At 72.8% G+C, this 26,110-nt stretch carries 20 protein-coding genes; 15 read left to right on the plus strand and 5 right to left on the minus strand.

Features of this window, described 5'->3' with window-relative positions; all coding sequences use genetic code 11:
* Positions 1-37: 37 nt before the first annotated feature.
* Together ACFZAU_RS17390 and ACFZAU_RS17395 are read left to right on the plus strand one after the other, a co-directional pair.
* On the plus strand, positions 38-940 hold the full coding sequence (locus ACFZAU_RS17390; RefSeq protein ID WP_500552850.1) for an ADP-ribosylglycohydrolase family protein: 903 nt from the start codon (positions 38-40) through the stop codon (positions 938-940).
* 404 nt (positions 941-1,344) lie between these two features.
* Positions 1,345-2,805 carry a DUF4153 domain-containing protein gene (locus ACFZAU_RS17395; RefSeq protein WP_500552851.1) on the plus strand — a complete coding sequence of 487 codons (1,461 nt, stop codon included), beginning with the start codon at positions 1,345-1,347 and terminating at the stop codon, positions 2,803-2,805.
* Positions 2,806-2,863: 58 nt separating this feature from the next.
* Here ACFZAU_RS17395 and ACFZAU_RS17400 read toward each other — a convergent pair whose 3' ends face one another.
* The gene (locus ACFZAU_RS17400; RefSeq protein ID WP_499601883.1) at positions 2,864-4,411 is read right to left on the minus strand and encodes an MFS transporter; all 1,548 of its coding nucleotides are present in this window, start codon (positions 4,409-4,411) and stop codon (positions 2,864-2,866) included.
* A 109-nt stretch (positions 4,412-4,520) separates the two neighbouring features.
* Between ACFZAU_RS17400 and ACFZAU_RS17405 the strand changes: the two genes are divergently transcribed.
* The 3 genes from ACFZAU_RS17405 to ACFZAU_RS17415 all read left to right on the plus strand — a co-directional run bounded on the left by ACFZAU_RS17405 (position 4,521) and on the right by ACFZAU_RS17415 (position 6,714).
* Entirely contained in the window at positions 4,521-5,114 is a 594-nt protein-coding gene (locus ACFZAU_RS17405) for a TetR/AcrR family transcriptional regulator (protein WP_500552852.1), read from the plus strand.
* Positions 5,115-5,305: 191 nt separating this feature from the next.
* Positions 5,306-6,001, plus strand: a complete 696-nt coding sequence (gene rnhB, locus ACFZAU_RS17410; RefSeq protein ID WP_500552853.1) for a ribonuclease HII — start codon at positions 5,306-5,308, stop codon at positions 5,999-6,001.
* 59 nt (positions 6,002-6,060) lie between these two features.
* Positions 6,061-6,714, plus strand: a complete 654-nt coding sequence (locus tag ACFZAU_RS17415) for a hypothetical protein (protein WP_500464759.1) — start codon at positions 6,061-6,063, stop codon at positions 6,712-6,714.
* On the opposite strand, the gene ACFZAU_RS17420 is transcribed toward ACFZAU_RS17415, so the two are convergent.
* Together ACFZAU_RS17420 and ACFZAU_RS17425 are read right to left on the minus strand one after the other, a co-directional pair.
* Positions 6,715-7,314: a hypothetical protein gene (locus ACFZAU_RS17420; protein ID WP_499601876.1), complete on the minus strand. Its 600-nt coding sequence runs from the start codon at positions 7,312-7,314 to the stop codon at positions 6,715-6,717.
* A 197-nt stretch (positions 7,315-7,511) separates the two neighbouring features.
* The gene (locus tag ACFZAU_RS17425; protein WP_500552854.1) at positions 7,512-9,671 is read right to left on the minus strand and encodes a RecQ family ATP-dependent DNA helicase; all 2,160 of its coding nucleotides are present in this window, start codon (positions 9,669-9,671) and stop codon (positions 7,512-7,514) included.
* Between the two features lie 154 nt (positions 9,672-9,825).
* Here ACFZAU_RS17425 and ACFZAU_RS17430 point away from each other — a divergent pair, with 154 nt between their 5' ends.
* On the plus strand, positions 9,826-11,067 hold the full coding sequence (locus tag ACFZAU_RS17430; protein ID WP_500552855.1) for a DUF4192 domain-containing protein: 1,242 nt from the start codon (positions 9,826-9,828) through the stop codon (positions 11,065-11,067).
* Here the strand turns inward: ACFZAU_RS17430 and ACFZAU_RS17435 are convergent.
* Positions 10,979-12,289 (minus strand): alpha/beta fold hydrolase, encoded by a 1,311-nt coding sequence (locus ACFZAU_RS17435; RefSeq protein WP_500552856.1) that lies wholly within the window; start codon positions 12,287-12,289, stop codon positions 10,979-10,981. The two genes, ACFZAU_RS17430 and ACFZAU_RS17435, sit on opposite strands and share 89 nt — an antisense overlap.
* A gap of 132 nt (positions 12,290-12,421) precedes the next feature.
* Between ACFZAU_RS17435 and ACFZAU_RS17440 the strand changes: the two genes are divergently transcribed.
* From ACFZAU_RS17440 to ACFZAU_RS17465, 6 genes are all read left to right on the plus strand, one after another.
* Positions 12,422-14,401, plus strand: coding sequence for a glycogen debranching N-terminal domain-containing protein (locus tag ACFZAU_RS17440; protein ID WP_500552857.1), 1,980 nt, complete (start codon positions 12,422-12,424; stop codon positions 14,399-14,401).
* Positions 14,402-14,522: 121 nt separating this feature from the next.
* Entirely contained in the window at positions 14,523-15,239 is a 717-nt protein-coding gene (locus ACFZAU_RS17445; RefSeq protein WP_500365678.1) for an NUDIX hydrolase, read from the plus strand.
* Positions 15,240-15,271: 32 nt separating this feature from the next.
* Positions 15,272-16,897, plus strand: coding sequence for an ATP-binding cassette domain-containing protein (locus ACFZAU_RS17450; protein WP_500552858.1), 1,626 nt, complete (start codon positions 15,272-15,274; stop codon positions 16,895-16,897).
* 113 nt (positions 16,898-17,010) lie between these two features.
* Entirely contained in the window at positions 17,011-17,898 is an 888-nt protein-coding gene (locus ACFZAU_RS17455; RefSeq protein WP_500553038.1) for a FadR/GntR family transcriptional regulator, read from the plus strand.
* A 323-nt stretch (positions 17,899-18,221) separates the two neighbouring features.
* Positions 18,222-19,790 carry an RNA polymerase sigma factor gene (locus tag ACFZAU_RS17460; RefSeq protein ID WP_500552859.1) on the plus strand — a complete coding sequence of 523 codons (1,569 nt, stop codon included), beginning with the start codon at positions 18,222-18,224 and terminating at the stop codon, positions 19,788-19,790.
* 142 nt (positions 19,791-19,932) lie between these two features.
* Complete coding sequence (locus tag ACFZAU_RS17465) at positions 19,933-20,799, plus strand: S1 family peptidase (RefSeq protein ID WP_500552860.1); 867 nt, start codon at positions 19,933-19,935, stop codon at positions 20,797-20,799.
* 75 nt (positions 20,800-20,874) lie between these two features.
* Here the strand turns inward: ACFZAU_RS17465 and ACFZAU_RS17470 are convergent, their stop codons facing one another.
* Complete coding sequence (locus tag ACFZAU_RS17470; protein ID WP_354796799.1) at positions 20,875-21,105, minus strand: DUF7455 domain-containing protein; 231 nt, start codon at positions 21,103-21,105, stop codon at positions 20,875-20,877.
* A gap of 423 nt (positions 21,106-21,528) precedes the next feature.
* Between ACFZAU_RS17470 and ACFZAU_RS17475 the strand changes: the two genes are divergently transcribed.
* The 3 genes from ACFZAU_RS17475 to ACFZAU_RS17485 all read left to right on the plus strand — a co-directional run bounded on the left by ACFZAU_RS17475 (position 21,529) and on the right by ACFZAU_RS17485 (position 25,901).
* On the plus strand, positions 21,529-23,658 hold the full coding sequence (locus ACFZAU_RS17475) for a DNA gyrase/topoisomerase IV subunit B (protein ID WP_500552861.1): 2,130 nt from the start codon (positions 21,529-21,531) through the stop codon (positions 23,656-23,658).
* Between the two features lie 189 nt (positions 23,659-23,847).
* Positions 23,848-24,297, plus strand: a complete 450-nt coding sequence (locus ACFZAU_RS17480) for a DUF485 domain-containing protein (protein WP_500552862.1) — start codon at positions 23,848-23,850, stop codon at positions 24,295-24,297.
* Positions 24,294-25,901, plus strand: coding sequence for a monocarboxylic acid transporter (locus tag ACFZAU_RS17485; RefSeq protein WP_500552863.1), 1,608 nt, complete (start codon positions 24,294-24,296; stop codon positions 25,899-25,901). The genes ACFZAU_RS17480 and ACFZAU_RS17485 overlap by 4 nt, the downstream gene beginning before the upstream one ends.
* The last annotated feature ends 209 nt before the right edge of the window (positions 25,902-26,110 follow it).

The raw sequence follows: 26,110 nt of genomic DNA on the forward strand, positions 1-26,110 counted from the left end.
TGACCCGGGTGGCACCGGATGTCAGAGTTCTCCCGCCATGACCGCTGACCCGCATGACCTCCCACGCCGCCGCGCCTTGTCCAGCCTGCGCGGTCTCGCCTTGGGCGACGCCCTCGGCTCCCAGTTCTTCGTGCCGGCCCACTACCCGGCCCTGCAGGGCCGCACGCTGCCGCCGGGAACCTGGCAGTGGACGGACGACACCGAGATGGCGTGCTCGGTCGTCGCGGTCCTGGACTCGCGCGGCACGATCGACCAGGACGCCCTGGCCGCCTCCTTCGCGGCGCACCACGACTTCGACCGCGGTTACGGACCCGGCGTGAACCGGATGCTGCGGCTGATCCGGCAGGAGGGCGCCGACTGGCGCACGCTGGCCGCCGAGATGTTCAACGGCCAGGGTTCCTGGGGCAACGGCGCCGCCATGCGCGTGGCGCCCCTGGGCGCCTGGTACGCGGGCGAGCCGGAGAAGGCCGCCGAGCAGGCCGAACTGTCGGCGTACACCACCCACCAGCACCGCGAGGCCGTCGTGGGGGCGATGGCCGTGGCCGCCGCCGCCGCGCTCGCCGCGGACCCGGCCGGCCCCGGAGCCCCCGCCGACCTCATCACGCGCGTCGTGGCGCTGCTGCCGCGCAGCGCCGTGCACGCCGGGCTGCGCCGCGCCGTCGACATGCTCGACTACGACGACGTCGCCACCGTCGCGGCCGTGCTCGGCAACGGCCGGCGCACCAGCGCCCACGACACGGTCCCCTTCGCCCTGTGGTCCGCCGCCCGCGGCCTCGGCGACTACGAGGGCGCCTTCTGGACCACCGCCCGGGCCGGCGGGGACGTGGACACCACCTGCGCCATCGTGGGCGGGATCATCGCCGCCGGGGCCGGTGGCGAGCCCCCGCGCGAGTGGCTGGAGCGCTGCGAGGCCCTCCCGGAGTGGCTGCCCGCCGGCTGACCACCCACCGGTCCCGCCCCCGAGGTCCCCAACCCCCTGCATTGTCACGGGCCTGTCACAGACTCGGTCGTGCGGCCCGCACCGCGTCCGCGCGGCCGGCCGGCGCGCCTAGCCTGTCGGCCACGCCGTCCGGCCGATCTTCACCGGACGGCAGTCGAGTATCCGGTCTCGCGTGCCGCCTCCGGCCGCCGTGTGACCGGCGGGGAGGGGTTCTCATGTCCGACACGCCGTCCGACGCCGCACCGGCGGTGCAGGCGTCCGCACCGCCACACCCGCAGGCACCATCGCGGAAGAACGGTCCACCCGCCCCTCCGGCGGCGCCGTACGCGCGTCCCTGGACGCCGCCACCACCGCCCCCGCCCCCGGCCTGGGTGGTCGCGAGCCGGCCGCGGACCCCGCGTGCCGTGCGGCCCGCCGCGCTGTGGGCGGCGCTGCTCACCGGCGTGCTGACCTCGGCCCTGCTGCGCGGCGGCCTGGGGATCAACCTGCTGCTGGTCACCGTTCCCGCCGTGGCCGCGGCCGCGGTCGCCGCCCGCGACCACGGACGGCGGCTGCGGCCCTGGTCGGCGCTGTGGGCGGTGGCCGGCCTGACGCTGCTGCTCGTCCCGGCGCTGCGGGACGCCTGGTGGCCGTCGTTCCTGGCCGTCGTCGCCGCCGCCTTCCTGGGCTCGCTGGCGCTGCACGGCGGCCGCCGCTGGCCGGGCGTCCTGCTCGGCGGCGCCGGACTGTGGTTCGCTCCGGCGTCCGCGATCGGCTGGGCGCTGCGCGGGCTGCGGGAGCGGGCCGGGCGCGGCCGGAGCCGGCTGGTGCCGATGCTGAAGACCGTCGGCGTGACCGCCGTGCTCCTGGTGGTCTTCGGCGCGCTCTTCGCGGGGGCCGACGCGGCGTTCGCCGACCTGCTGTCCGACCTCATGCCGGACGTGACCGTCACCGACGCGCCGCTGCGTGTCCTGCTCCTCGCCGTGGGCACGCTGTTCGCGCTCTGCGCCGCGTGGACCGCCGCGGCGCCGCGCCGCTGGGACCGCATCGAGGTCACGCCGGGACGCGCCCGCCGGCGCGCCGAGTGGGCGCTCCCGCTGGTCGTCCTCGCCGGGCTGTTCGCCGCCTTCAACGCCGTCCAGCTGGCGGTGCTCTTCGGCGGCTACGAGAAGGTGCTCGCCAAGACCGGCCTGACCTACGCGGAGTACGCGCGGCAGGGCTTTTGGCAACTGCTCGTCGTCACCCTGCTCACCATCGCGGTGATCGGCCTCGCGCTGCGCTGGGCGCCGCGCGGCACCGACCGCGACCGCCTGCTCGTGCGCTCCGTGCTCGGCACGATCTGCGTGCTGACCCTGGTCGTGGTCGCGTCCGCGCTGCGCCGCATGGACCTCTACGTGGACGCGTACGGGCTGACCCGGCTGCGGATCTCGGTGGCGGGTGTGGAGCTGTGGCTCGGGCTGCTGATCGTCCTGGTCATGGCGGCCGGGGTGTTCGGGGCGCGCTGGCTCCCGCGTGCCGTGGTGGTGAGCGCCGCGGCGTCCGTCCTGGCCTTCGGGCTGGTCTCGCCCGACGCGCTCATCGCCGGCCAGCAGGTGAGCCGCTTCGAGAGCAGCGGCAAGATCGACCTGGCCTATCTGCGGAACCTCTCCGCGGACGCCGTCCCGGAGCTGGACCGGCTGCCGGAGCCGCAGCGCTCCTGCGCCCTGGAGAAGATCGCCGAGCACCTCTACGAGGACGGCACCGAGGCCTGGTACACCACCAGCCTGGACGAGGTCCGGGCCCGGTCCCTGCTCGACGGGCGTCCGCCGCTGACCGCCGACCAGCCGTGCCGCGCGGCGGGTCTGGACGGGTTCTCCGTCGACTGGCGCGACCCCGCGTACCCGTGACGCGAACGCCGTGTGCCGCCGCCCCGGCCTCCCCTCAGGCCGGGCGGCGGCGCCGGTGTCAGGCCGCGGGCACGCCCGCGCCGCCGCTGAGCGCCTCCAGGTCGCTCCTGCGGACCCGGATCACGAACACCGCGGTGACGAGCGCCAGCGCGACCAGCCCCACGCCCGCGTAGAAGGCGGTCGAGATGCCGTGCGCCAGCACCTCGTGGCCCCACGGCGGCGGCAGTTCGTGCGTCCGCCGGAAGGCCTCCTGCTGCTCGGGCGTGGCGCGCGCGAGGAAGTCCGGGAGGAGACCCGTGGCCTTGTCGCGGCTCGCGGTGCCGAACACCGTCACCAGGATGGACAGCCCGAGCGAACCGCCGACCTGCTGCATCGCGTTGAGCAGCCCGGAGGCGGCCCCCGCCTCGTGCTGGGCGACGCCGGAGACGGCCGTCAGGGTCAGCGTCACGAAGTTGAGGCCCATCCCGAAACCGAAGAGCAGCATCGGGCCGAGGACGCCGCCCACGTAGCTGCTGCCGGGGTCGATCAGGGTCAGCCACGCCATCCCGGAACCGGTCAGCGCCGAGCCGGCGACGAGGAACGGCTTCGGCCCCAGCACCGGCAGGAAGCGGGTCGACAGCCCGGCCCCGGTCACGATCGCGGCCGTGACCGGCAGGAAGGCGAAGCCCGCCGCTATGGGGCTGTAGCCGAGCACGTTCTGCACGAAGAGGACGATGAAGAAGAACATGCCGAACATGGCGGCGGCCAGGCTCAGCATCATCAGGTAGGTGCCCGAGCGGTTGCGGTCGGCGAACATCCGCAGCGGGGTGATCGGTTCCCGGGCCCGCCGCTCGACGACCACGAAGGCGCCCAGCAGCAGGACCGCGGCCGCGAACGAGGAGACGGTGAGCGTGTCCCGCCACCCCGAGTGCGCGGCGCGGATGAAGCCGTAGACGAGCGAGGCCATGCCGAGCGTCGAGGTGACGGCCCCGGTGACGTCGAACCGGCCCGGGTGCCGCTGCGACTCGCCGATGAAGCGTGGCGCCAGGAACGCGATCAGCAGCCCGATCGGCACGTTGACGAAGAACACCCAGCGCCAGTCGAGCCAGTCGGTGAGCATGCCGCCCGCCAGCAGACCCACGGCACCGCCGCCCGCGGAGACCGCGGCGAACACGCCGAACGCCCGGTTGCGTGCCGGGCCCTCGGGGAAGTTGGTGGTGATGAGCGCGAGCGAGGTCGGCGAGGCTATCGCGCCGCCGACGCCTTGCAGCGAGCGTGCGGCGAGCAGTTGCCAGGGCTCCTGCGCGAAGCCTCCGAGGAGGGAGGCGAAGGAGAACAGCAGGATGCCGGAGACGAACACCCTGCGCCGTCCCAGGATGTCGCCCGCGCGCCCGCCGAGCAGCAGCAGACCGCCGAAGGTGAGCGTGTAGGCGTTGAGCACCCAGGACAGATCGGTGGTGGAGAAGGAGAGCGCGTCCTGGATGTGCGGGAGCGCGATGTTCACAATGGTGGCGTCCAGCACGACCATGAGCTGGCAGGCCGCGATCACCGCGAGTGCGATGCCCGGCCTGCCGTCACGTCGCGCGGCTCCGGGCTTTCGTGGTGAGGTGAGTTGCCCAGTCGTCACGAGGTCCCCAGTCGGTGACTTAGTGAACGGTCGCGTTCACTGTGTACGACAGTAGGGTGATGGTTGTAGTGAACGCAAGCGTTCACTAGCGAGCGATTGAGAAGGTGGCATGGCCATGTCGCAGGGAGCGGGCACCCGCCGCCGCGGGCCCGTCCTGGAACGGGCGATCCTCGGGGCCGCCCTGGAGCAGCTGAGCACGGTGGGCTGGCGAGGGCTGACCATGGAGGGCGTCGCCGCCGGCGCGCAGACCGGCAAGGCGGCCGTCTACCGCCGCTGGCCGTCCAAGCAGGCACTCGTCGCGGACGCCCTGCAGACGGCCTTCCCCGAGGTCCCCGACGTCCCGGACCTCGGCGGCCTGCGGGAGGACCTGGTCTTCCTCGTGCTGCGGATGCGCGAGGCGATGTACTCGCGCGGCGGGCTGGCCCTGCGCTCGGTGATCGACGAGTGCGACCAGGAGGCCGCCCACTGCTTCGTCCGGCTGATCATGGAAGGGGTCGTCGAACCCACCAAGCAGCGCATCCTCGACGTGGTCCGGCGCGGCATCGAACGCGGTGAGGTACGGCCCGACGCCACCGGCGACATCGTCGCCGACGTCGTGCCCGCGCTCATGATGTACCGGTCGAAGATCGGCGGCCGGGCGATCACCGAGGAGGACCTGACCGAGGTCGTCGACCAGGTGATGCTGCCCCTGCTGCGCCCCTGACGCCGTCGCCGGGTGCCTCCGTCGGTGGGTGCTTCCGTCGCCGGGTGCTTCCGGCGCGGCCACGTCGGGCCGCGTCGTGGTCGCGGCCCGGCGCGGACACCGCCCGGTCGCGCCCGGGGAGCGGTTCCCGTAGGCGCTGCGCGGACCTGCTCCGGGACGGCCCAACACGGGAGCGTAGGCTAAGCCTTGCCATGGTCCACGAACCCCCCACCCACACCGTCGAGCGCTCGCTGCGCGCGACCCTCGGCGCCAAGGTCGTCGCGGGTGTCGACGAGGTCGGACGGGGCGCCTGGGCCGGGCCCGTCACAGTGTGTGCGGCCGTCACCGGTCTGCGACGGCCCCCCGACGGCCTCACCGACTCCAAGCTGCTCACCGTCAAGCGCCGTAACGCACTCGCCGGTGTGCTCACCGGATGGGTGAACTCCTTCGCGCTCGGCCACGCCTCCCCGGAGGAGATCGACGCGTTGGGGATGACCGCCGCGCTGCGGCTCGCCGCCACGCGCGCCCTGGACGCCCTGCCCGTGCGGCCGGACGCGGTGATACTCGACGGCAAGCACGACTACCTCGGCGGTCCCTGGCGCGTGCGCACGGTCATCAAGGGCGACGTCTCCTGCGTGGCCGTGGCGGCCGCGTCCGTGATCGCCAAGGTGCGGCGGGACGCGATGATGGCGGAACTGGGCGTCGACTATGCTCCGTTCGGCTTCGAGGCCAATGCCGGGTACCCTTCGCCGGTGCACCGGGCGGCACTGGAGGAGCTGGGGCCCACCCCGTTCCACCGGCTGTCCTGGGCATACCTCGACGCGCTGCCGCGTTGGCAGCACTTGAAGAAGGTCCGGGAGACCGCGGAGGCGGGGGATACGGGTGAGCAACTCGGGTTCGACTTCTGAGCCGAGTTGTGACCTACCCGCCGCTGCGTTGTTCCGGTGCATTTGATAGACATCAGCACATGCCTCTCACCCCCGAGGAGCCTCAGATTCACGAGAGTGTCCCGGGTCCCCGCGTTGCCCCGGCCGCCGGCCGGCCCGCGCCGACCCCCCGCCCCGTACCGGGCTCCGGCCCGCGTCCCGCGCCTCCGCGCCCCGCGCCGCCGCGTGGCGCTCCGGCGGCGAACGCCCGTCCCGGCCGTCCCGGTCCGGCCCGCGGGCCCGTCGTACCCCCGCAGCAGCGCTCGCCCCGGGACTCCGAGGCCGTCGCCTCTCCCGCCGCCGGCACGTCGGCGCAGCTCCAGCTCATCCCCGCCTCGGTGGACGGCGCCCTCGACGCCGCCGACGAGGCCGTCGACCTGCTGCTGGACAGCGGGCGCGCGCCGGGTGAGGTCCTGGTGCTCACCACCGGCGAGGAGCACCCCTGGGCGGCCCACGAGCTGAGCTTCGGCGAGGCGTCGTACTGGGCCCAGCAGGACGCCGGTGACGACGTGTTCTACGCCGCCCACGACGCCGAGCGCGCCAAGGGCCGGCCCGTGGTGGTCGTGGCCGTCAACGGCGGCTCCGACGAGACCGTCGCGAGCATCCTGCCCTCCGCGCTGGCGCGGGCCGGAAAGCTGCTGATCGTCTGCGGCGACCCGCAGCGGATCAACGCGCTGCTCGGCGTCAACGCCTGATCAGCGCGCCGCCGCGCGGCGCAGGGGCGGCGTCCCGCTGGGACGCAGGCTCGCTGCGCCGCGGCTCGTGGCCGCCGACCAGGAGGCCGCGTTCGGGGTCCGTCCGGCGCGGTCCTCGCCCTGCACCCGCCAGCCGTCGTCGGTCACGGTGATGTACGACCCGGGGCGCAGCCCGTACAGCGAGCAGGCGTCCCGCAGCCCCCACATCCAGGCACCGTCCACCTCGGTCCAACCCGCTCCGCCGTCGCGGCAGACGAGCAGGACCGCGGTGCGGACCGGCCTGCGCCGCCGCAGGTCGTCGGCGGTGATCCGGCGCAGGTGGACGAGGATCGCGTTGCGCCGCTCCCAGCCGTCGACGACGTGGGGGCGCTGCGCGAAGGACGCGCTGGCCGTCAGCCGTTCGTCCGGGGAGTAGACCGCGACCACGGCGGTGCCCGGTGCCGGGAGGTGCCGCTCGTGGAGGTCGGTGACCACCTCGCGCGGGTTGATCAGCAGGGGGACGCCCGCGGCCGTCCATTCGGCGGGCTCGAGGCTGCGATGGCGTCCGGCACGGCGGGAGGCATTCACGGAAGCGGTTTCCGGAGCGAAGCCGATGGCCACGGTCCTCCCTTCGGGTATGCGTCCGCGACCGGGCGTGCGCGGGCATGCCGGTCGTAGGGCTCCAAGAGCCGATGCGGGGATCCAGGTTCAATTGTTCCTGTCGCACACGCGGGCGGCAACGGTCATTTTGTCGACCTGTCTGTTATCTGACCGTCCGCCGCTTAGATCCCTTCTCTGTCTCACATGGTGACTACCGGTCAGCTCTGCAGGGCCAGGACCAGCGGAAACACCGCCGTAACACCGGCACGGCGCAACAGCCGCGCGGCGACGGCCACCGTCCACCCCGTCTCGGTGAAGTCGTCGACCAGCAGGACCGGTCCCGCGGCCTCGGCGAGGGCGTCGGAAAGGGCCGGCGGAAGCGTGAACGCCCCGTGCAGCGCCCGCAGTCGCTGTGCGCTGTTGCTGCGCGGCACCCGGGAGGGCTCCAGCTCACCGCTGTGCGCCACCTCGCCGAGCAGCGGCATGCGGCCGATCTCGGCGATGCGTGCGCCGAGCGACGCGATGAGCTGCGGCCGGGTGTGCGAGGCGACGGTGACGACACCGACGGGCCGCTGCGGGGCGTCGGGCGCACCGCTCGCCCAGCCGCCCGGACCCTTCGCCCAGTCGGCCAGCACCTGCACCACGGCCTGTGCCACGTCGTCCGGAACGGGCCCGTCCGCCGCGTTCTCGGCGAAGAGCGGGCGCAGCCGGTTGCCCCAGCCGATGTCGGAGAGCCGTCCCAGGGCCCGGCCGGTGGCAGCCTGTTCGCCCGCCGGGATCTTCCCCTTCAGGTCGATGCCGATCGCGGGCAGGCCCGTCGGCCACATGCGGCGGGGCTCCACCTCGACCCCGGGGCGCCCGAGGGCGGCCCGCGCCGCCTCCAGGGCCTCGCGGGAGACCTCCGCGGTGAACCGGGGCCCGGCGCAGTTGTCGCAGCGGCCGCAGGGGGCGGCCTCCTCGTCGTCGAGCTGACGGCGCAGGTACTCCATGCGGCACATCGACGTCGTGGCGTACTCGCGCATCGCCTGCTGCTCGGCCTTGCGCTGCCGGTCGACCCACGCGTACCGCTCGGTGTCGTACGTCCAGGGCATGCCCGTGGCCGTCCAGCCGCCGCGCACCCGGTGCACGGCGCCGTCCACGTCGAGCACCTTGAGCATGGTCTCCAGCCGGTTGCGGCGCAGGTCCACCCGCGTCTCCAGGGCGGGGACCGACATCGGGCCCCCGGCGGCGGCGAGGGTCTCCAGGGTGCGCCGCACCTGCTCCTCGCGGGGGAAGGCGAGCGAGGCGAAGTAGCGCCAGATGGCCTCGTCCTCGGGCCCGGGGAGCAGCAGCACCTCCGCGTGGTCGACACCGCGCCCGGCGCGGCCGACCTGTTGGTAGTAGGCGATGGGGGAGGAGGGCGAGCCCAGGTGCACCACGAATCCCAGGTCCGGCTTGTCGAAGCCCATGCCCAGCGCCGAGGTGGCGACCAGCGCCTTGACCTCGTTGTTCAGCAGCGCGGATTCGGCGGCCCGGCGGTCGGCGTCCTCGGTGCGCCCCGAGTAGGCCGCGACCTGGTGACCGCGCTGCCGGAGGAAGGCGGTGACCTCCTCCGCGGCCGCCACCGTCAGGGTGTAGACGATGCCCGAGCCCGGGAGGTCGCCGATGTGGTCGGCGAGCCAGGCGAGGCGGTGCGCGGCGTCGGGCATGCCCAGCACCCCGAGCGACAGGCTCTCGCGTTCCAGCGGCCCGCGCAGCACCAGGGCGCCCTCGTGGTCGCCGGTGCCCAACTGCTCGGCGACGTCGGCCGTTACGCGCGCGTTGGCCGTGGCGGTCGTCGCCAGTACCGGGACGCCCGGGGTGAGGTCGGCGAGCATCGTCCGCAGCCGGCGGTAGTCGGGCCGGAAGTCGTGTCCCCAGTCGGAGATGCAGTGGGCCTCGTCGACCACGAGCAGGCCCGTGGTGGACGCCAGCTCGGGCAGCACCTGGTCCCGGAAGTCCGGGTTGTTGAGCCGCTCCGGGCTCACCAGCAGGACGTCGACCTCCCCCGAGGCGACCTCGGCCTGCACGGTGTCCCATTCCTCGGGGTTGGCCGAGTTGATCGTGCGGGCACGGATGCCGGCGCGGTCGGCGGCGTCGATCTGGTTCCGCATCAGCGCCAGCAGCGGGGAGACGATCACGGTGGGACCGCTGCCCCGCTCGCGCAGCAGCGCGGTGGCCACGAAGTACACGGCCGACTTGCCCCAGCCCGTGCGCTGCACCACCAGGGCCCGGCGTCCGTGCGCGACCAGCGCCTCGACGGCGCGCCACTGGTCTTCGCGCAGGCGTGCGGTGCCCGTCGGGTCCCCGACGAGCCGGCTGAGGATCGTGTCGGCGGCGGTGCGCAGTGCGGTGGTCATGCCCCCATGCAACCCGATGGCACCGACACGGCGCCAACCGTGAGGAGGTGGCCTGTGGATAACTCACCCCCGATGAATGTGATGATATGCGCGAGTTATCCACAGGTTTTGGAGGGGTCTGGCGGAGATCCACGGCGTGCGGGACCTTCGGATCATGACTCAGCACACCGACTCCCCCCGTCCCTCGGACGACCCGAAGGTCACGCTGCGCAGCCCGGCCGAACTCGCCGCCGCGCTCCCCTACCTGTGCGGCTTCCACCCCGACGACAGCATTCTGATGATCGCCCTGCACGGCGAGCGCGGCCGCTTCGGCGGCCGGGCCCGGCTCGGGATCCCCCGGGACGCCGCCGAGTGGCCCGGCGCCTCCCAGCAGTTGGCGGAGTGTCTGGTGAACGGCAGCGAGCAGCGCGGCGCACGGCCGGACGCGATCGTGCTCTTCCTCGTCCAGGAAGCCGCTCCCGGCGAGGAACCCCACCAGGTCATGGAACGGCTGCGCCCGCTGGCGCAGCGGCTGCGGATCGCCTGCGGCACGCTCGACGTGCCCGTCGTCGAGGCGCTGTGCGTCTCCTCCGGCCGCTGGTGGTCCTACTGCTGCCCGGAATCGGAGCGGTTCCCGCGCGAGGGCATCGGCATCACGCAGTCCGGAGACTCCGTGATGGCCGCGGCAGCCGCCTACGCGGGCCTGCGGGTCACCGGCTCCCTCAAGGAGATGGAGGAACGCCTCACCCCGCCACCGCCGGGCGCGCCGGCGTCCGCTGCCCGCGCGGACGCCCTGGACGCGGCGGCCGCCGCACTCGTCCCGCGCATGCTGGAGCGGGACGACTCCGACGAGGTGCGGCGCACCACCCTGCGCCTGCTGCGGGAGGCGCTCGACCGCTTCCGGGCCACCACACCCGTGGGGGACGGGCCGGAGGCCGACAGCGACGACGACGCGCTGCTGGACGACGACGAGGCCGCGTCGATGATCCTCGGGCTGCAGGACCGCGCCACCCGCGACGAGGCGGCCGAGTGGATGGACCCGCCGCACACGGACCCCGCGGTGCGCCTGTGGCGGGCGCTCGCCCGGCGCTGCGTCGAGCCCTACCACGAGCACGCCGCGGCGCCCCTGACCCTCGCCGGATGGGTGGCCTGGTCCGCCGGGGACGAGGCCACCGCCCGCGTGGCCTTCGGCCGCGCCCTGGACCTCGCCCCCGACTACACCTTCGCCCGGCTGCTCCACGCCGCCGTCAACAACGGCCTCTCACCGGAGCCGCTCCGCCGCTACCTGCGCCGGCAGAGCGTCGCGCGCGCCCGCCGGGCAGCGTTGTTCACAGCTCGCCGCGGGCCAGCCGGATCAGCCGGTCGAGGACCCGGCCGCCGCTCACCCGGAGCCCGTCGTGCTCGTACTCGTCGGTGACCCAGGTGCGAAGGCCGTGGACGGAGCGCGCGGTGGCCAGGGAGTCGGCCGTGTCCACGTACATGTCGTCGTGGTAGACGGCCGCCGCCACCGGGACCTCGTTGCGCGCCAGCTGAGCCGGGTCGTACAGGTCGGGCCACTGCTCGTGCTGCGCCAGGTGGTGCGCCGTCTCGCGCAGCGGTGCCAGCGCCGGATCCGTGGCGAACATCCAGGGGTAGATCATCTCGCCGGTCAGCAGCACCGGCGCGTCGTCCGCCAGCGGCTTGTCGACGTCGAACTGCGGGAATTCGGTCCGGACCGATTCGGCGGCCCAGCCGGTGGCCCGCGGCGAGACCGACTGCTGGCCGTAGATCGACTCGTGCAGCACCGCGTAGAGCGGATTGCCGGCGAACGACAGATGGCCCTGGACCTCGGAAAGGAAGGAGTCGGAGAGCTGGAGGCCGGAACCCCCGGTCACGAAGGCGTCCTCGAGCAGGTAGTGCAGCGTGTGCGAGCCGGTGCCGGTGCCGAGAAGTATCCCGGTGGCCTGGAAGGCCTCCGCGGTCAGCAGACCCCCGTCCGGGAGCCTGACCTCGCGCTCGCGCAGGTGCCGCACGACCGCGCGGACCGTCTCGACGTCCTCCGGGTAACGCGCGTAGTGCGCCGCGGTCTTCCGCTCCACGCGGGGATAGGCGGCCCGGTAGACGTCCTCGGCCGTGCTGCGCAGGCCCGCGAGCCCGCCGGTCACGAAGGCCTCGCGGACGCCCTCGGGGGCGAACGACAGATAGGTGAGCGTGCAGAACCCGCCGTAACTCTGGCCGAGCAGGCTCCACTGCTCGTCCTCGCCGAGCAGCTCGCGGCGGATGAACTCGCAGTCGCGGATGATCGAGTCGGCCCGGAAGTGCTCCAGGTAGCGGGCCTGTGCCGAGGCGTCCCCGCGCAGCGGCAGGGTCTGCCGGTTCGCCGGGGTGGAACGGCCGGTGCCCCGCTGGTCGAGCAGCAGCACCCGGTAGTCGTCCAGCGCACGGGTGAGCCAGCCGTCGCGGCCCAGCGGCCGCGGCGACCGGCCGCCCGGCCCGCCCTGGAGGAACAGCAGCCACGGCAGCGGATCTCGTTCCTTACCGGCGGCCACGACCTCCCGTGCGTACACCTCGATCCGCTCACCGCCCGGGTCCGCGTGGTCGAGCGGCACCTGGAAGGTGTGGTCGGTGATGACGGTTCCCGGCTGGCGGTAGACGGCCATGGCTCTCTTTCCGGTGATACGGACGGCTTCCCGATCAGGAACGGTAGACGGCGCGTGACCCGAGTGCCCACACGGCCGTTCTCGTGGGTAGTGGCGGCAGCGCCCGAGCGACCGATCCGACGTGGAGGTGGCATGAGCCCGCAGCCGGTCAACCGGCCGCCCCGGCAGGACCGGGGGCCGCAGCCGGTGCACGACGCCGTGATGTGCGTCGCGGCCCCGGCCCTCGCGGTCTCGCCGGAGCACGGACAACTGGACGGAGGCGGCCTCGCCGGCTTCTACCAGGGCGGCCGCCGGGTACTGGCCCGTTGCGAGCTGCGCGTCGCGGGGGTGCACCCGGTCCCCGTGCAGGGCGGGCTTGTCACGGCGGGACGGGCGCGGTTCACCTCCGTCGCCCGCGTTCCCGGCGACACCGCGCCCGACCCGGCCCTCACCGTCGAAAGGCTGCGGACGGCGGGGGGCACCGAGCGCATCACCGTGCACAACACCGGATCCCGCGCCCTGCGCATCCCGTTCGAGGTGGCGCTGGCGACCGACCTCGCCGAACTGCCGGCCATCGCGGCCGGATCCTCCGGGCCGGAGCTGCAGTCCAGCGTGTGCGACGCGGGACTGCAGTGGTCCGCGGAGGGCCTGCGGGCCCGGGTCACCGCCGTACCGGCACCCGAGAGCGCCATGGCCTCCGCCGGGCTGCTGTGCTGGGAGCTGGCGCTGCCGCCCGGCGCCTCCCGCACGATCGAACTGCGCGCGACGCTGGAACCCGCCGTGGCCGGCGTCAACGGTGGATCCGCCCCGGCGGTCCCCGTCCCCTGGTCGGCCCCGGAGATCCGCGGCGGCGACGGCCGGGCGGAGACGCTGCTCCGCGCCGCCCTCGACGACCTGCGGGCGTTGCTGCTGCGTGACCCCGGGCACCCGTTGGACGTCCATGTGGCGGCCGGCGCCCCGTGGCGGCTCGGTCCCGCCCCGGCCGACGCGCTGTGGGCGGCCCGCATGCTGCTCCCGCTGGGCACCCGCCTGGCAGCCGGCACCCTGCGGGCCTTCGCCCGCCGCCAGGACCCGGAGACCGGCGGCCTGCCGGGCCCGCTGCGCCATGCCGGCCCGCATCTGCCGCCGACCTGTTCGGGGGTGGAGGCGGGGCTGCTCTTCGTCACGCTGCTCGCCGAGGCACGCCGCTGGGGTCTTCCGGAGCGGGACACCGAACAACTGCTGCCGGCCGTCGAGCGGAGCCTGTGGTGGCTGCGTTCGGTCGCGGGCGAGGGCGGATTCGTCCCCGACCCCGCGCCGGGCGGGCCGCTGCGCTGCGACGTGCAAGCCCATGCCCACCGGGCCATGCTGCACGGCGCCGATCTGCTCCAGGCCCACGGACGCCCGGGCGCGGAGGAGTGGCGGGAGCGGGCCGAGGCACTGCGCCGGAGGTTCCGGGAGGAATTCTGGCTGGACGACCCCGCCGGCGGGAGCCCGGCCGCCGCGCTCACCCCCGACGGCAGACCGGTGCCGCACCTGGGCTCGGCCGCCGCCCACCTGCTCGACACCGGCCTGTCGGGCGGCTGCGAACTCGCTCCCGGCCTGCTGGACAAGGTGCAGACCGAACAGCTCGCCCGTCTCCTCGCGGCACCGGAGCTCGACTCGGGGTGGGGGCTGCGGACCCTGTCCGCCAGGGCTCCCGGGCACAACCCCTTCGGCCACCGCGGCGGAGCGGTACGGGTGCACGAGACGGCCGTCGCGGTCGCCGGACTGGCGGCGGCCGGCCACGAGCGCGAGGCCGGGGCACTGCTGCTGGGCGTGCTGGACGCGGCAGCCGCGTTCGGGTACCGGCTGCCCGAGATGTACGCGGGGGAGCAGCGCGACGACTCACGCCGTCCCGCCCCGCACCCGACGGCCTCACGGCCCGCCGCGGTGGCCGCCGCGGGCGCCGTCCACCTGCTGATGGCGCTCGCCGGGATCCGCCCCGACGCCCCCGAACGCATGGTGGCGGTACGCCCGCTTGCCGCTGCCCCGCTCGGTGATCTCCACCTTGCCGGGCTGCGGGTGGCCGAGGAGCCCTTCGCCCTGCGGATCGGTGCGTCGGCCACAGCCGTGATCGAGGAGGCGGCCCCCGGGCTCCAGCTCGGTGCCTGAACCCGCCGGGCGGCGGCAGCGGCCGGGCCGCCGCCCTGACGTCGGACAACAGGCCGAGAGCGAGTCGCGTCATCCCGTCAACCTGCTGTTTATCGTCAGGCAGACGACTATGATCGCGGGCATGGCGCCCTACGACCCGTCAGCTTTCCCGCCCTTCGCCGTCACTGTCGATCTCGTCGTGCTCACAGTGCGCAGCCACGCCCTGTGCGCCCTCGCGGTCCGCCGCGGTGAACCGCCCTACCAGGGCCGGTGGGCGCTGCCCGGCGGCTTCGTACGCGGCGACGAGGACCTCTCCGGGGCGGCGGCCCGCGAGCTGGAGGAGGAGACCGGTCTGCGCGCGGGCAGCGGGGTCCACCTCGAGCAGCTGGCCACCTACGGCGACCCCAAGCGCGATCCGCGGATGCGCGTGGTGAGCGTCGCCCACCTGGTGCTCGCCCCGGACCTGCCCGCGCCCCGCGCCGGGGGCGACGCACGCAGCGCCCGCTGGGCCCCGGTCGAGGAGTTGCTGCGCAACGGGGAGGACGGTGCCCTCGCCTTCGACCATGCGCGCATCCTGGCCGACGGAGTGGAGCGCGCCCGTTCCAAGCTCGAGTACTCGGCGCTGGCCACCGCCTTCTGCCCGCCCGAGTTCACCGTCGGCGAGCTCCGCCGGGTCTACGAGGCGGTGTGGGGCGTCGCCCTGGACCCGCGCAACTTCCACCGCAAGGTGACGGGCACGGTCGGCTTCCTCGTCCCCTCCGGCGGCACGACGACCCGTCAGGGCGGCCGTCCCGCACAGCTGTTCCGCGCAGGTGGCGCAACCATCCTGAATCCGCCCATGTTGCGACCAGAGGTGTAAATTCCGGGCCAATTGCGCGTTATGGTGCAAGGGTGATCCAGGCCATCGGATTGACCAGTGCGTCCCGGGGTGAAGAGCCCCCTGCCGTCGACGACCTCACCTTCGACGCCCGCCCCGGCGAGATCACCGTCCTGCTCGGCGACAGCGGCGCGGGCAAGTCCACCGTCCTGCGGCTGATGCTCGAACTCGAACCGGGGCGCGGCATCACGCTGTTCGGCGGGCGTCCGCTGCACCGCCACACCCATCCGGCGAACGCGGTGGGCGTACTCCTCGGCGACGTCCCCGGCCATCCCTCCAGGACCGCACGCGGCCACCTGCGCATGCTCGCCGCCGCGGCCGGGGCCCCGGCCGAACGCGCCGACCACGTCCTGGAGATCGTCGGCCTGGGCGAGACGGCCGGACGCCGGCTGTCGACCTTCTCCCTCGGCATGGACCGCCGCCTGGGCGTCGCCGCGGCCCTGCTCGGGGATCCGCCCGCGCTGCTCCTGGACGACCCCGCCCAGGGGCTTTCACCGCACGACACCGCCTGGTTGTACGGCCTGCTCAAGGCGTATGCGGCCCGCGGCGGCGCCGTCGTCGTCACCTGCGCCGACCCCAAGGTGGCGGGCCGGCTCGCGGACCGCGTCGTCACCCTGGACAAGGGCCGTCTCGTCGCCGACCAGTCCGCCCACGAGTTCGGCCGCCGCCGGCTGCGCCCCTACGTGGCCGTCCAGTCGCCCCAGGCCGAACGCCTGGGCCTGCTGCTGACCGACGACGGGACCGAGATCACCCACGAGAGCGGCAGCCGCATCCGCGTGCACGGCCGGACCACCGCCCAGGTCGGCGAGGCCGCCTTCCGGAACGGCATCCTCCTGCACCGCCTCGCGGACGAGGTCGCCGACACCGGCGCCCCGGAAGCACCCCACGGCGACCGGCCCGCCGCACCCCTGGCGGTCGCGCGCGCCGCCGTGCCGCCCGCCGGTCCCGCCCGGCCCGTGCGCTACGAACTGCGCCGTCTCACGGGCGTCCGCGGCCCCTGGCTGATCGCGCTGGTCTCCGTCCTGGTCTCGGGGCTCGCCACCCTGACCCTGCTGCGCACCGGGCACCACGCCTTCTCCCTGCGCCTGCTGACCGGCTGGTCGCACTCCCTGCCGCTGCCGCCCGCCGCGTTGGGCGGCGGGCTCCTCGGGGCCCTCGCCTACGGCCAGGAGTTCCGCTACCCCGCTCTGGCACCCGCGCACGCGCCCGTGCCGCGCCAACTCCGCCTGCTGCTGACCAAGCTCCTCGTCAACGGCTGCGCGGCGGCGCTGATCTCCCTCCTGGGAGCGGCCCTCGGCCTCGTGGCGATGCACCTCGAACCCCCGGCGGGCGGACTGCCCTCGCCGTTCGCGCCGGTCTCCGCCACGGCGACGTCGGTGGGCCTCGCGCTCGTCTGCTGCTGGGCCGGTGTGCTGGCGGCCGGGGTGTTTCGCACGACGGCGCTCGGGCTGGCCGGCGTTCTGGCGATTCCCCTGCTGATCGCCCCGTTGGTGCGACGGGCGGCCTCCGCCCCGGCGATCGACGTGACCCGTCTGGCGACCCAACCGGTCCGCTATTCCTTCGCTTTGTCGCTCTTCGCTCTCTTGTGTGCCTATGTGGCAACGGTCTTGCGCCGGAGAAACCCCATTTCCTTCCGATAAAGCGTCAATTATCAGGTGATGAGTGCTCACCCTTTCGTGTGCTTTTCAGGAAAGCCCTCAAGGCCTCGCGCGCCATCGCCGACAAATGATGCGTGAGTACCCTTGCGCACACCATGATGACCGCGGCCCGCCCCGCCGACCCGAGTCTCGGCGGCGGGGACACCGACCGCTATCCGTACGCCGACGCGCCCGCCGGCCTCGACCGCCCGGGCGGCGCACCGTCCTGGGACGGCGGCGACGCCGACATGGGCCGTGTCGGCCGTCGCGCCGGCGGGAGCCGTGGCCGCGGGCTGCACGGCCAACTCGTCCAGCAACTCGGCCAGATGATCGTCTCCGGCGATCTCGGGGCCGACCGCCCGCTCGTCCCCGAGGAGATCGGCCAGCGTTTCGAGGTCTCCCGCACCGTCGTCCGCGAATCGCTGCGGGTGCTGGAGGCCAAGGGCCTCGTCAGCGCCCGGCCCAACGTCGGCACCCGGGTCCGCCCGGTCAGCGACTGGAACCTGCTCGACCCCGACATCATCGAATGGCGGGCCTTCGGCCCGCAGCGCGACGACCAGCGTCGCGAGCTGTTCGAACTGCGCTGGACCATCGAGCCCCTGGCCGCCCGCCTCGCGGCGGGTCACGGACGCGAGGACGTCCAGCAGCGGCTCATCGACATGACCGACATCATGGCCCACGCCGCGGGGCAGGGCGACGGCCTCACCTTCGCCCGGGCGGACGCCGAGTTCCACGCCCTGCTGCTGCAGGTCGCGGGCAACCGGATGCTGGAGCACCTGTCCGGCATCGTCTCCGCCGCCCTGCAGGTCTCCGGCGGCCCCGTCACCGGCTGCGAGCGCCCCGGTGAGCACTCGGTGGCCCTGCACACGCGGGTCGTCGAGGCGCTGGCCGCCTCCGACGGTGCCGAGGCGGAGACCGCCATGCGCCAGCTGCTCGCCGTCCACCCCGACACGGGTCCCGGCGGCCCGGCGGACCACGTCGTCCCCGCCCCCCGCGAGCACTGACCCGCCCCGAGCAGCACGAGACGGCACAGACTTCCGCCGCCGGCCCACGCCCTCCGGGCCCGGCGGCGGAGCCGTCCGTCATGTTTGGCGCCCGTATCCGACCGGGCATGGTCGTGGCGTGCACGGGAAGTGTCCTGCTATCGACGCATTGGCGCCGATCCGGGGTGTGACTCGGACCACGTACGGCCGGGCGTAACGCTCTCGGCGGCAGCGCGATGAGCTTAGAGGTGGCGGCCGTGCATGGAATATCCGCGACGAACATGACGCTGAGTTGCAGCGCGGTTCCCACCGTAGTCGTTTTCCATCGTTCCGAGAGGTTGTTCGTGTCGGCCAGCACATCCCGTACGCTCCCGCCGGAGATCGCCGAGTCCGAGTCTCTGATGGCGCTCATCGAGCGGGGTAAGGCTCAGGGTCAGATCGCCGGCGACGACGTGCGCCGAGCCTTCGAAGCGGACCAGATCCCGGCAACCCAGTGGAAGAACGTTCTGCGCAGCCTCAACCAGGTCCTCGACGAGGAGGGTGTGACGCTGATGGTGAGTGCCGCCGAGGCGCCCAAGCGCACCCGTAAGAGCGTCGCAGCCAAGAGCCCGGCGAAGCGTACTGCCACCAAGACCGTCGCCACCAAGGCCGCCCCGGTCAAGAAGACCGTCGCCGCCAAGGCCGCCGCGGCCCCCGCCCCCACCGTGGCGGCGGAGTCCGTGGGGGATCCGGAGGACGAGGCCGTGGCACCCGCGAAGAAGGCCGTCGCCAAGAAGACTGCGGCGAAGAAGACCACCGCGACCGCCAAGAAGACCGCCGCCAAGAAGACCACCGCGACCAAGGCCAAGAAGGACGACGAGCTCGTCGAGGGCGAGGAGCTCCTCGAGGACGCCGCCCCCGGCAAGGACGAGGACGTCCCGGCCGCCGAGGCCGAGGCGGAGAGCTTCGTCCTGTCCGACGACGACGAGGACGACGCGCCCGCGCAGCAGGTCGCCGCGGCCGGCGCCACAGCCGACCCGGTGAAGGACTACCTCAAGCAGATCGGCAAGGTCCCGCTGCTCAACGCCGAGCAGGAGGTGGAGCTCGCCAAGCGCATCGAGGCCGGTCTGTTCGCCGAGGACAAGCTGGCCCAGGCCGACAAGCTCGCCCCCAAGCTCAAGCGCGAGCTGGAGATCATCGCCGAGGACGGCCGCTGGGCCAAGAACCACCTCCTGGAGGCCAACCTCCGTCTGGTGGTCTCGCTGGCCAAGCGCTACACCGGCCGCGGCATGCTCTTCCTGGACCTGATCCAGGAGGGCAACCTCGGTCTGATCCGTGCCGTCGAGAAGTTCGACTACACCAAGGGCTTCAAGTTCTCGACGTACGCGACCTGGTGGATCCGCCAGGCGATCACCCGCGCGATGGCCGACCAGGCCCGCACCATCCGCATCCCGGTGCACATGGTCGAGGTCATCAACAAGCTGGCCCGCGTCCAGCGCCAGATGCTCCAGGACCTGGGCCGCGAGCCCACCCCGGAGGAGCTGGCCAAGGAACTCGACATGACCCCCGAGAAGGTCATCGAGGTCCAGAAGTACGGCCGCGAGCCCATCTCGCTGCACACCCCGCTCGGCGAGGACGGCGACAGCGAGTTCGGTGACCTCATCGAGGACTCCGAGGCGGTCGTGCCGGCCGACGCGGTCAGCTTCACGCTGCTGCAGGAGCAGCTGCACTCGGTGCTCGACACGCTCAGTGAGCGCGAGGCGGGCGTGGTCTCCATGCGCTTCGGCCTCACCGACGGCCAGCCGAAGACGTTGGACGAGATCGGCAAGGTGTACGGGGTCACCCGTGAGCGCATCCGCCAGATCGAGTCCAAGACCATGTCCAAGCTGCGTCACCCGTCGCGTTCCCAGGTGCTGCGCGACTACCTGGACTGATCAGGACGGAAGCCCGGACGGGCCCGCGACCGCCACGGCGGTCGCGGGCCCGTCGGCCTTTCCGGACAGTTCTCCGGATGCGGCCCCGGTCCCGCCAGGTCACTGTGGGTGCTCAGGGGAATCCGGACGGTGAGGAGAATGCATGCGTTCCTCGATCCGCACGCTGGTCGGCGGGCTCATAGCCGGGTCCGCGCTCGCGCTGTCGCTACCCGCCTCCGCCACGGCGGCCACGGCCGCGGTGGGGTACGCACCCGGCGCCCCGGGCGCCGACAACGGTGTCATAGGCGGCACGCCGGTCACCACGGAGCAGTACCCGTGGGCGGTGGTCCTGTCGAGCCGCTCCCGCTACGGAGCGGGCCGCTCGGGGCAGTTCTGCGGCGGCGCGCTCGTCGGGCCGAACACCGTGGTCAGCGCGGCGCACTGCTTCAGCCCGACCGCGCTGGGCGGGGACTGGAACCAGGTGCCCGACCTGCGCATCATCGCCGGGCGGACGGACCTCGCCGGCTCGGCCGGCAGGGAGGTGGCGGTCCGCAAGGTCTGGGTCAACCCCGCCTACGACCCCACGACGAACAGCGGTGACGTGGCGGTCGTCACGACCGCGGAGCCGTTCCCCGCGGGGAGCACGATACGCATGGCGACACCGGGGGACGTGAACTCCTACGAAGCGGGCACGCCGGCGCAGGTCTTCGGCTGGGGGGACACCGCGGGCCTGGGGGCCTACTCGAACGTCCTGATGGCCGCGAACGTCTCGGTGCTTGCCGACTCGGTCTGTGAGCAGGCCTATCCGGGCAGTGCGGAAGGCAAGTACCGGAGGGGCGACATGGTCTGCGCCGGCGACCTGGCCGGCGGGCACGATTCGTGCCAGGGGGACAGCGGCGGTCCGCTGGTGGCGGAGGGGCGGCTGATAGGGCTCGTGTCCTGGGGCGCCGGATGCGCCCAGGCGGGGCATCCCGGTGTGTACACCCGGGTCTCCACGCTGGCGGGACTGGTCGGCCTGCACTCTTCGTGACGTGCGGCGGACAAGCCGACGGGCGGCCTCCCTCGCGGGGGGCCGCCCGTCGTGAGCTCGTCGCAGTGCTACGCGTCAGCGTTCGTCATCGGCCGCGACGGTCGGGGTGGCGGTGAGCCGACCGGTCTCGTCCTGTATTTCCGCAGCGATCTTCTTCAATTCGGGCTCGAACTTACGCCCGTGGTGCGCGCAGAAGAGCAGCTCGCCGCCACTGATGAGTACAACGCGCAGGTAGGCCTGGGCGCCGCAACGGTCGCAGCGGTCCGCCGCCGTCAGCGGGCTCGCGGGGGTCAGAACAGTAGTCACGTCGCCTCTTCTCTAGCTCGACGAGCTGTCGTACCAGGGTCAACATCCAACCAGGCCGAAACTGTTCCCGCTCGGGTCTTTTCCTTGGAAACCGTTGTTGTAGCGGCCGGATGCTACCGATTGGCGGCGAATGATCCTCTGGCGTCTTATCTGTCGGCTTCGGGTCGTTCTGGCAGATCTGGTCAGATTGTTCGGTTATGTCCCCCCGGCCCTGCGGCCGGTTGTTGAGGAGGACGTGCCCCGAGCCTAAATGGTTCATGCCTCCAGGGGAACGTGACATGTGTATCACTCAAACGAGGGATCGAACACACCTTCGAAAACGGGCTAGCATGGTGCCCAGACCGGGTCGCGGCGAAACGGCCGCGCGCGACCTCGGTACCCTCTCACCGATACGGCTGAAGAACTTCATGAGGAGACGTTCGCGTGACCGCCGAAACATCCGTGCCGTCCACCGCGTTGCTGACCGGTGCAGATCGTGACGGCTCCAACTACACCGCGCGACACCTGCTCGTACTCGAGGGCCTCGAAGCGGTCCGCAAGCGTCCCGGCATGTACATCGGTTCCACCGACAGCCGCGGTCTCATGCACTGCCTCTGGGAGATCATCGACAACTCGGTGGACGAGGCCCTCGGCGGGCACTGCGACCACATCGAGGTCGTTCTCCACGGCGACGCCTCGGTCGAGGTGCGGGACAACGGCCGCGGCATCCCCGTGGACGTCGAGCCCAAGACCGGCCTGTCCGGCGTCGAGGTCGTCATGACCAAGCTGCACGCCGGCGGCAAGTTCGGCGGCGGCTCCTACGCGGCCTCCGGCGGTCTGCACGGCGTCGGCGCCTCTGTCGTCAACGCGCTCTCCGCCCGGCTGGACGTCGAGGTCGACCGCGGCGGCCACACGCACGCGATCAGCTTCCGCCGCGGCGTCCCCGGCGGCTTCGCCAAGGCCGGTCCGGAGGCGCCCTTCGAGCCGGGCAACGGGCTGGACAAGGTCAAGAAGGTGCCGCGGGCCCGCACTGGTACGCGTGTGCGCTACTGGGCGGACCGTCAGATCTTCCTCAAGGACGCCAAGCTCTCCCTGGAGACGCTCCACCAGCGGGCCCGTCAGACCGCGTTCCTCGTCCCCGGGCTCACGATCGTCGTCCGCGACGAGCGCCCCGACAACGGCTCGGAGGACGGGAAGCCGGTCGAGGACACCTTCCACTTCGACGGCGGCATCAGCGAGTTCGCCGAGTACCTCACGCCGGACAAGCCGATCTGCGACGTACTGCGGCTGACCGGCAGCGGCACCTTCAAGGAGACCGTCCCGGTCCTCGACGACCGCGGCCACATGACCCCCACCGAGGTCACCCGGGAGCTCGGGGTCGACGTCGCGCTGCGCTGGGGCACCGGCTACGACAGCACGCTGCGCTCCTTCGTTAACATCATCGCCACCCCCAAGGGCGGCACCCACGTGCGCGGCTTCGAGGGCGCCGTCACCAGAACGTTCAACGAGGTGCTGCGCGCCACCAAGCTGCTGCGCGTCGCCGAGGACGACATCGCCAAGGACGACGCCCTGGAGGGCCTGACGGCGATCGTCACCGTCCGGCTCGCCGAGCCGCAGTTCGAGGGCCAGACCAAGGAGGTGCTGGGCACCTCCGCGGCCAACCGCATCGTGGCCAACGTGGTGTCCCGCGAGCTCAAGGCCTTCCTGACCTCCACCAAGCGGGACGACAAACAGCAGGCCCGCGCCGTCCTGGAGAAGGCCGTCGCCGCGGCCCGCACCCGGATCGCCGCCCGGCAGCACAAGGAGGCCCAGCGCCGCAAGACCGCGCTGGAGTCCTCGTCGTTGCCGGCGAAGCTGGCCGACTGCCGCAGCGACGACGTCGACCGCAGCGAGCTCTTCATCGTCGAGGGCGACTCGGCGCTGGGCACCGCCAAGCTCGCGCGCAACTCGGAGTTCCAGGCGCTGCTCCCGATCCGGGGCAAGATCCTCAACGTCCAGAAGTCCTCGGTCTCGGACATGCTGAAGAACGCCGAGTGCGGCGCCATCATCCAGGTCATAGGAGCGGGTTCGGGCCGCACCTTCGACATCGACCAGGCCCGCTACGGCAAGATCATCATGATGACGGACGCCGACGTCGACGGCAGCCACATCCGCTGTCTGCTGCTGACGCTCTTCCAGCGCTACATGCGGCCCATGGTCGAGGCGGGCCGGGTCTTCGCGGCCGTGCCGCCGTTGCACCGGGTCGAGCTCAGCAACCCGCGCAAGGGCCAGGACAAGTACGTCTACACGTACTCCGACCGGGAGCTGCGCGAGACGCTGCTGGAGTTCGAGCGCAAGGGCATCCGCTACAAGGAGTCCATCCAGCGCTACAAGGGCCTCGGTGAGATGGACGCCGACCAGCTGGCCGAGACCACCATGGATCCGCGCCACCGCACCCTGCGCCGGATCAACATCAGCGACCTGGAGGGCGCGGAGCTCGCCTTCGACCTGCTGATGGGCAACGAGGTCGCGCCGCGCCGCGAGTTCATCGCCAACTCCGCCGCCACGCTCGACCGTTCACGGATCGACGCCTGACGCACCGGGCCCCGTCGCCGGAGCCCTCCACGGTCACCCGCCCGTGGAGGGCTCCGGCGCCTCCCCACCCCCAGGAGTGGGGCACCGTCACCCGATGAGGTGAAGGTTTCTGCTTGGAGGCTCCCGGGTCTTCCCGCAATGTCCATGCTTGGGCGCACGGCCGATCGGCCCGTGAAGCGAGGAGAGTTCGTGAAAGAGCACGACCGGGCGGAAACCGGAGGGCTGCGGGTGGACGACCCCTGGTACGACGTCCTGGCCGCGGGGGAGTGGGAGGGCCCCGAACCCACGGCCGTCTCCCTCCCGTCGCAGGGCCGCCCGGCCGACGACCACGCCGGGGTCTACCGGGAGGTGCAGGCCAGCGGCCCCTTCCAGGAGGTGCGTTCCCGCTACCGGCGGTTCGCCTTCCCGGCGGCCGCCGCCTTCCTCACCTGGTACCTGCTCTACGTCGTCCTGGCGACGGCCGCACCGCGGCTGATGGCCCGGCCACTGGTCGGCGAGCTCAACGTGGCCATGGCGCTCGGCCTCGCCCAGTTCGCCACGACCTTCCTCCTGACCTGGGCCTACGCCCGGCACGCCCGGCTGCGCCGGGACCGGGCCGCCCTCGACCTGCGCTGGGACACCCAGGAGCGGATGCGGTGACCGGCAACCACCAGGGCCTGGCGCTGGTCCTCTTCACGGTCTTCGTCTCCGTCACCCTCGCGATCACCGCCTGGGCGGGCCGGCGGCGCAGCTCGTCCGTGGAGTTCTTCGCCGGCGGCCGTCTCTTCTCCCCCCTGGAGAACGGATTCGCCATCGCGGGCGACTACATGTCCGCCGCCTCCTTCCTCGGCATCTCCGGGCTCATCGCGCTCTTCGGCTACGACGGCATGCTCTACTCCGTCGGCTTCCTCGTCGCCTGGCTGCTGGTGCTGCTGCTCGTCGCCGAACTGGTCCGCAACTGCGGCCGCTACACCCTCGCCGACGTCCTGACCGCCCGCATGCGCCGGCGCCCGGTCCGGATCGCGGCGGGCACCTCCTCGGTCATCGTCTCCGTGCTCTACCTCGTCGCGCAGATGGTCGGCGCCGGAAGCCTGGTCTCCCTGCTGCTCGGCGGTCAGGGATCGGCCGCCCGGACCTGGACCGTCATCGGCGTCGGCGCGCTCATGGTCTTCTACGTGGCCTTCGGCGGCATGCGTGCCACGACCTGGATCCAGATCGTCAAGACCGTGCTCCTCATAGGCGGCACGGTCACCCTCACCGTCCTCGTGCTCCTGCGCTTCCACGGCGACCTCGGCGCACTGCTGCGCTCGGCCGCCGACGGCAGCGGCCACGGGCGGGAGTTCCTCGGCCCCGGCCTGCTGTACGGGCAGAGCTGGACGGACCGGCTCGACTTCATCAGTCTCGGCCTCGCCCTCGTCCTGGGCACCGCCGGGCTGCCGCACATTTTGTCGCGCTTCTACACCGTGCCCACGGCACGGTCGGCGCGGCGGTCGGTGGTCTGGGCGATCGGCCTCATCGGCGGCTTCTACCTGATGACGATCGTGCTGGGCTTCGGCGCCGCGGCGCTGGTCGGCTCCCACACCGTGAGCGCCTCCAACGCCGCCGGGAACACGGCGGTGCCGCTGCTCGCCCTCGATCTGGGCGGGGGAGCGGGCTCGACGGGTGGAACGGTGCTGTTCGCGGTCGTCGGGGCGGTGGCCTTCGCCACGATCCTGGCCGTCGTCGCCGGGATCACCCTCGCCTCCTCCGCCTCGGTCGCGCACGACCTCCATGCGACGCTGCGCCGCCGGAGCACCGAGCGGGGTCGCAAGCGCCGGGAGAACCATGACGTCCGGGTGGCCCGGGTGGCCGCGGTCGGCATCGGCAGTGTGGCCATCGCGCTGAGCCTGTTCGCACAGGGCCAGAACGTGGCCTTCCTCGTCGGGCTCGCCTTCGCGGTGGCGGCGTCCGCCAACCTGCCCGCGCTGCTGTTCACGCTGTTCTGGCGGAGGTTCACGACCCGCGGCACGGTGTGGGCGATCTACGGCGGGCTGGTCCCGGCGGTCGCGCTGGTGGTGCTGTCCCCGGTGGTGTCGGGCAGCCCGCAGTCGCTCTTCCCGGGCGTGGACTTCCAGTACTTCCCGCTGGAGAACCCGGGCCTGGTGTCCATCCCGCTGGGCTTCGCGGCGGGCTGGCTGGGCACGGTCCTGTCGCGCGAGCGCGCCGACGAGGACAAGTTCGCGGAGGTCGAGGTCCGTTCGCTCACCGGGGCCGGGGCGGTGTGACACCCGTTCCGCCGGGCGGAACGCTCTGATTGCCGTGGGCTGACGGCGTCTCCACGCTGTGCGGCGTGCCGTCGAGCCGTGTGCGTCGGCTGCTGCGCGACGAGACGGGCGTGGCAGCGGTCCTGGTCCTGCCGGTGCTCGTCGTGGGCCCTCGCCGAGCCCGACTGCCCGGCCTGGTCGAACTGACCGGGACTCGCCCACAACGCCTG

Source organism: Streptomyces sp. NPDC008238 (assembly GCF_042956445.1).
Classification (GTDB): domain Bacteria; phylum Actinomycetota; class Actinomycetes; order Streptomycetales; family Streptomycetaceae; genus Actinacidiphila.

Excerpts from the sequence above, each read along its gene's own strand:
- ACFZAU_RS17425 (WP_500552854.1), bottom strand. The coding sequence starts at position 9,671 with ATGACCACCGCACTGCGCACCGCCGCCGACACGATCCTCAGCCGGCTC.
- ACFZAU_RS17455 (WP_500553038.1), top strand. The coding sequence starts at position 17,011 with ATGATGACCGCGGCCCGCCCCGCCGACCCGAGTCTCGGCGGCGGGGAC.
- ACFZAU_RS17405 (WP_500552852.1), top strand. The coding sequence starts at position 4,521 with ATGGCCATGTCGCAGGGAGCGGGCACCCGCCGCCGCGGGCCCGTCCTG.
- ACFZAU_RS17415 (WP_500464759.1), top strand. The coding sequence starts at position 6,061 with ATGCCTCTCACCCCCGAGGAGCCTCAGATTCACGAGAGTGTCCCGGGT.
- rnhB (WP_500552853.1), top strand. The coding sequence starts at position 5,306 with ATGGTCCACGAACCCCCCACCCACACCGTCGAGCGCTCGCTGCGCGCG.
- ACFZAU_RS17440 (WP_500552857.1), top strand. The coding sequence starts at position 12,422 with ATGAGCCCGCAGCCGGTCAACCGGCCGCCCCGGCAGGACCGGGGGCCG.
- ACFZAU_RS17390 (WP_500552850.1), top strand. The coding sequence starts at position 38 with ATGACCGCTGACCCGCATGACCTCCCACGCCGCCGCGCCTTGTCCAGC.
- ACFZAU_RS17445 (WP_500365678.1), top strand. The coding sequence starts at position 14,523 with ATGGCGCCCTACGACCCGTCAGCTTTCCCGCCCTTCGCCGTCACTGTC.
- ACFZAU_RS17465 (WP_500552860.1), top strand. The coding sequence starts at position 19,933 with ATGCGTTCCTCGATCCGCACGCTGGTCGGCGGGCTCATAGCCGGGTCC.
- ACFZAU_RS17435 (WP_500552856.1), bottom strand. The coding sequence starts at position 12,289 with ATGGCCGTCTACCGCCAGCCGGGAACCGTCATCACCGACCACACCTTC.
- ACFZAU_RS17430 (WP_500552855.1), top strand. The coding sequence starts at position 9,826 with ATGACTCAGCACACCGACTCCCCCCGTCCCTCGGACGACCCGAAGGTC.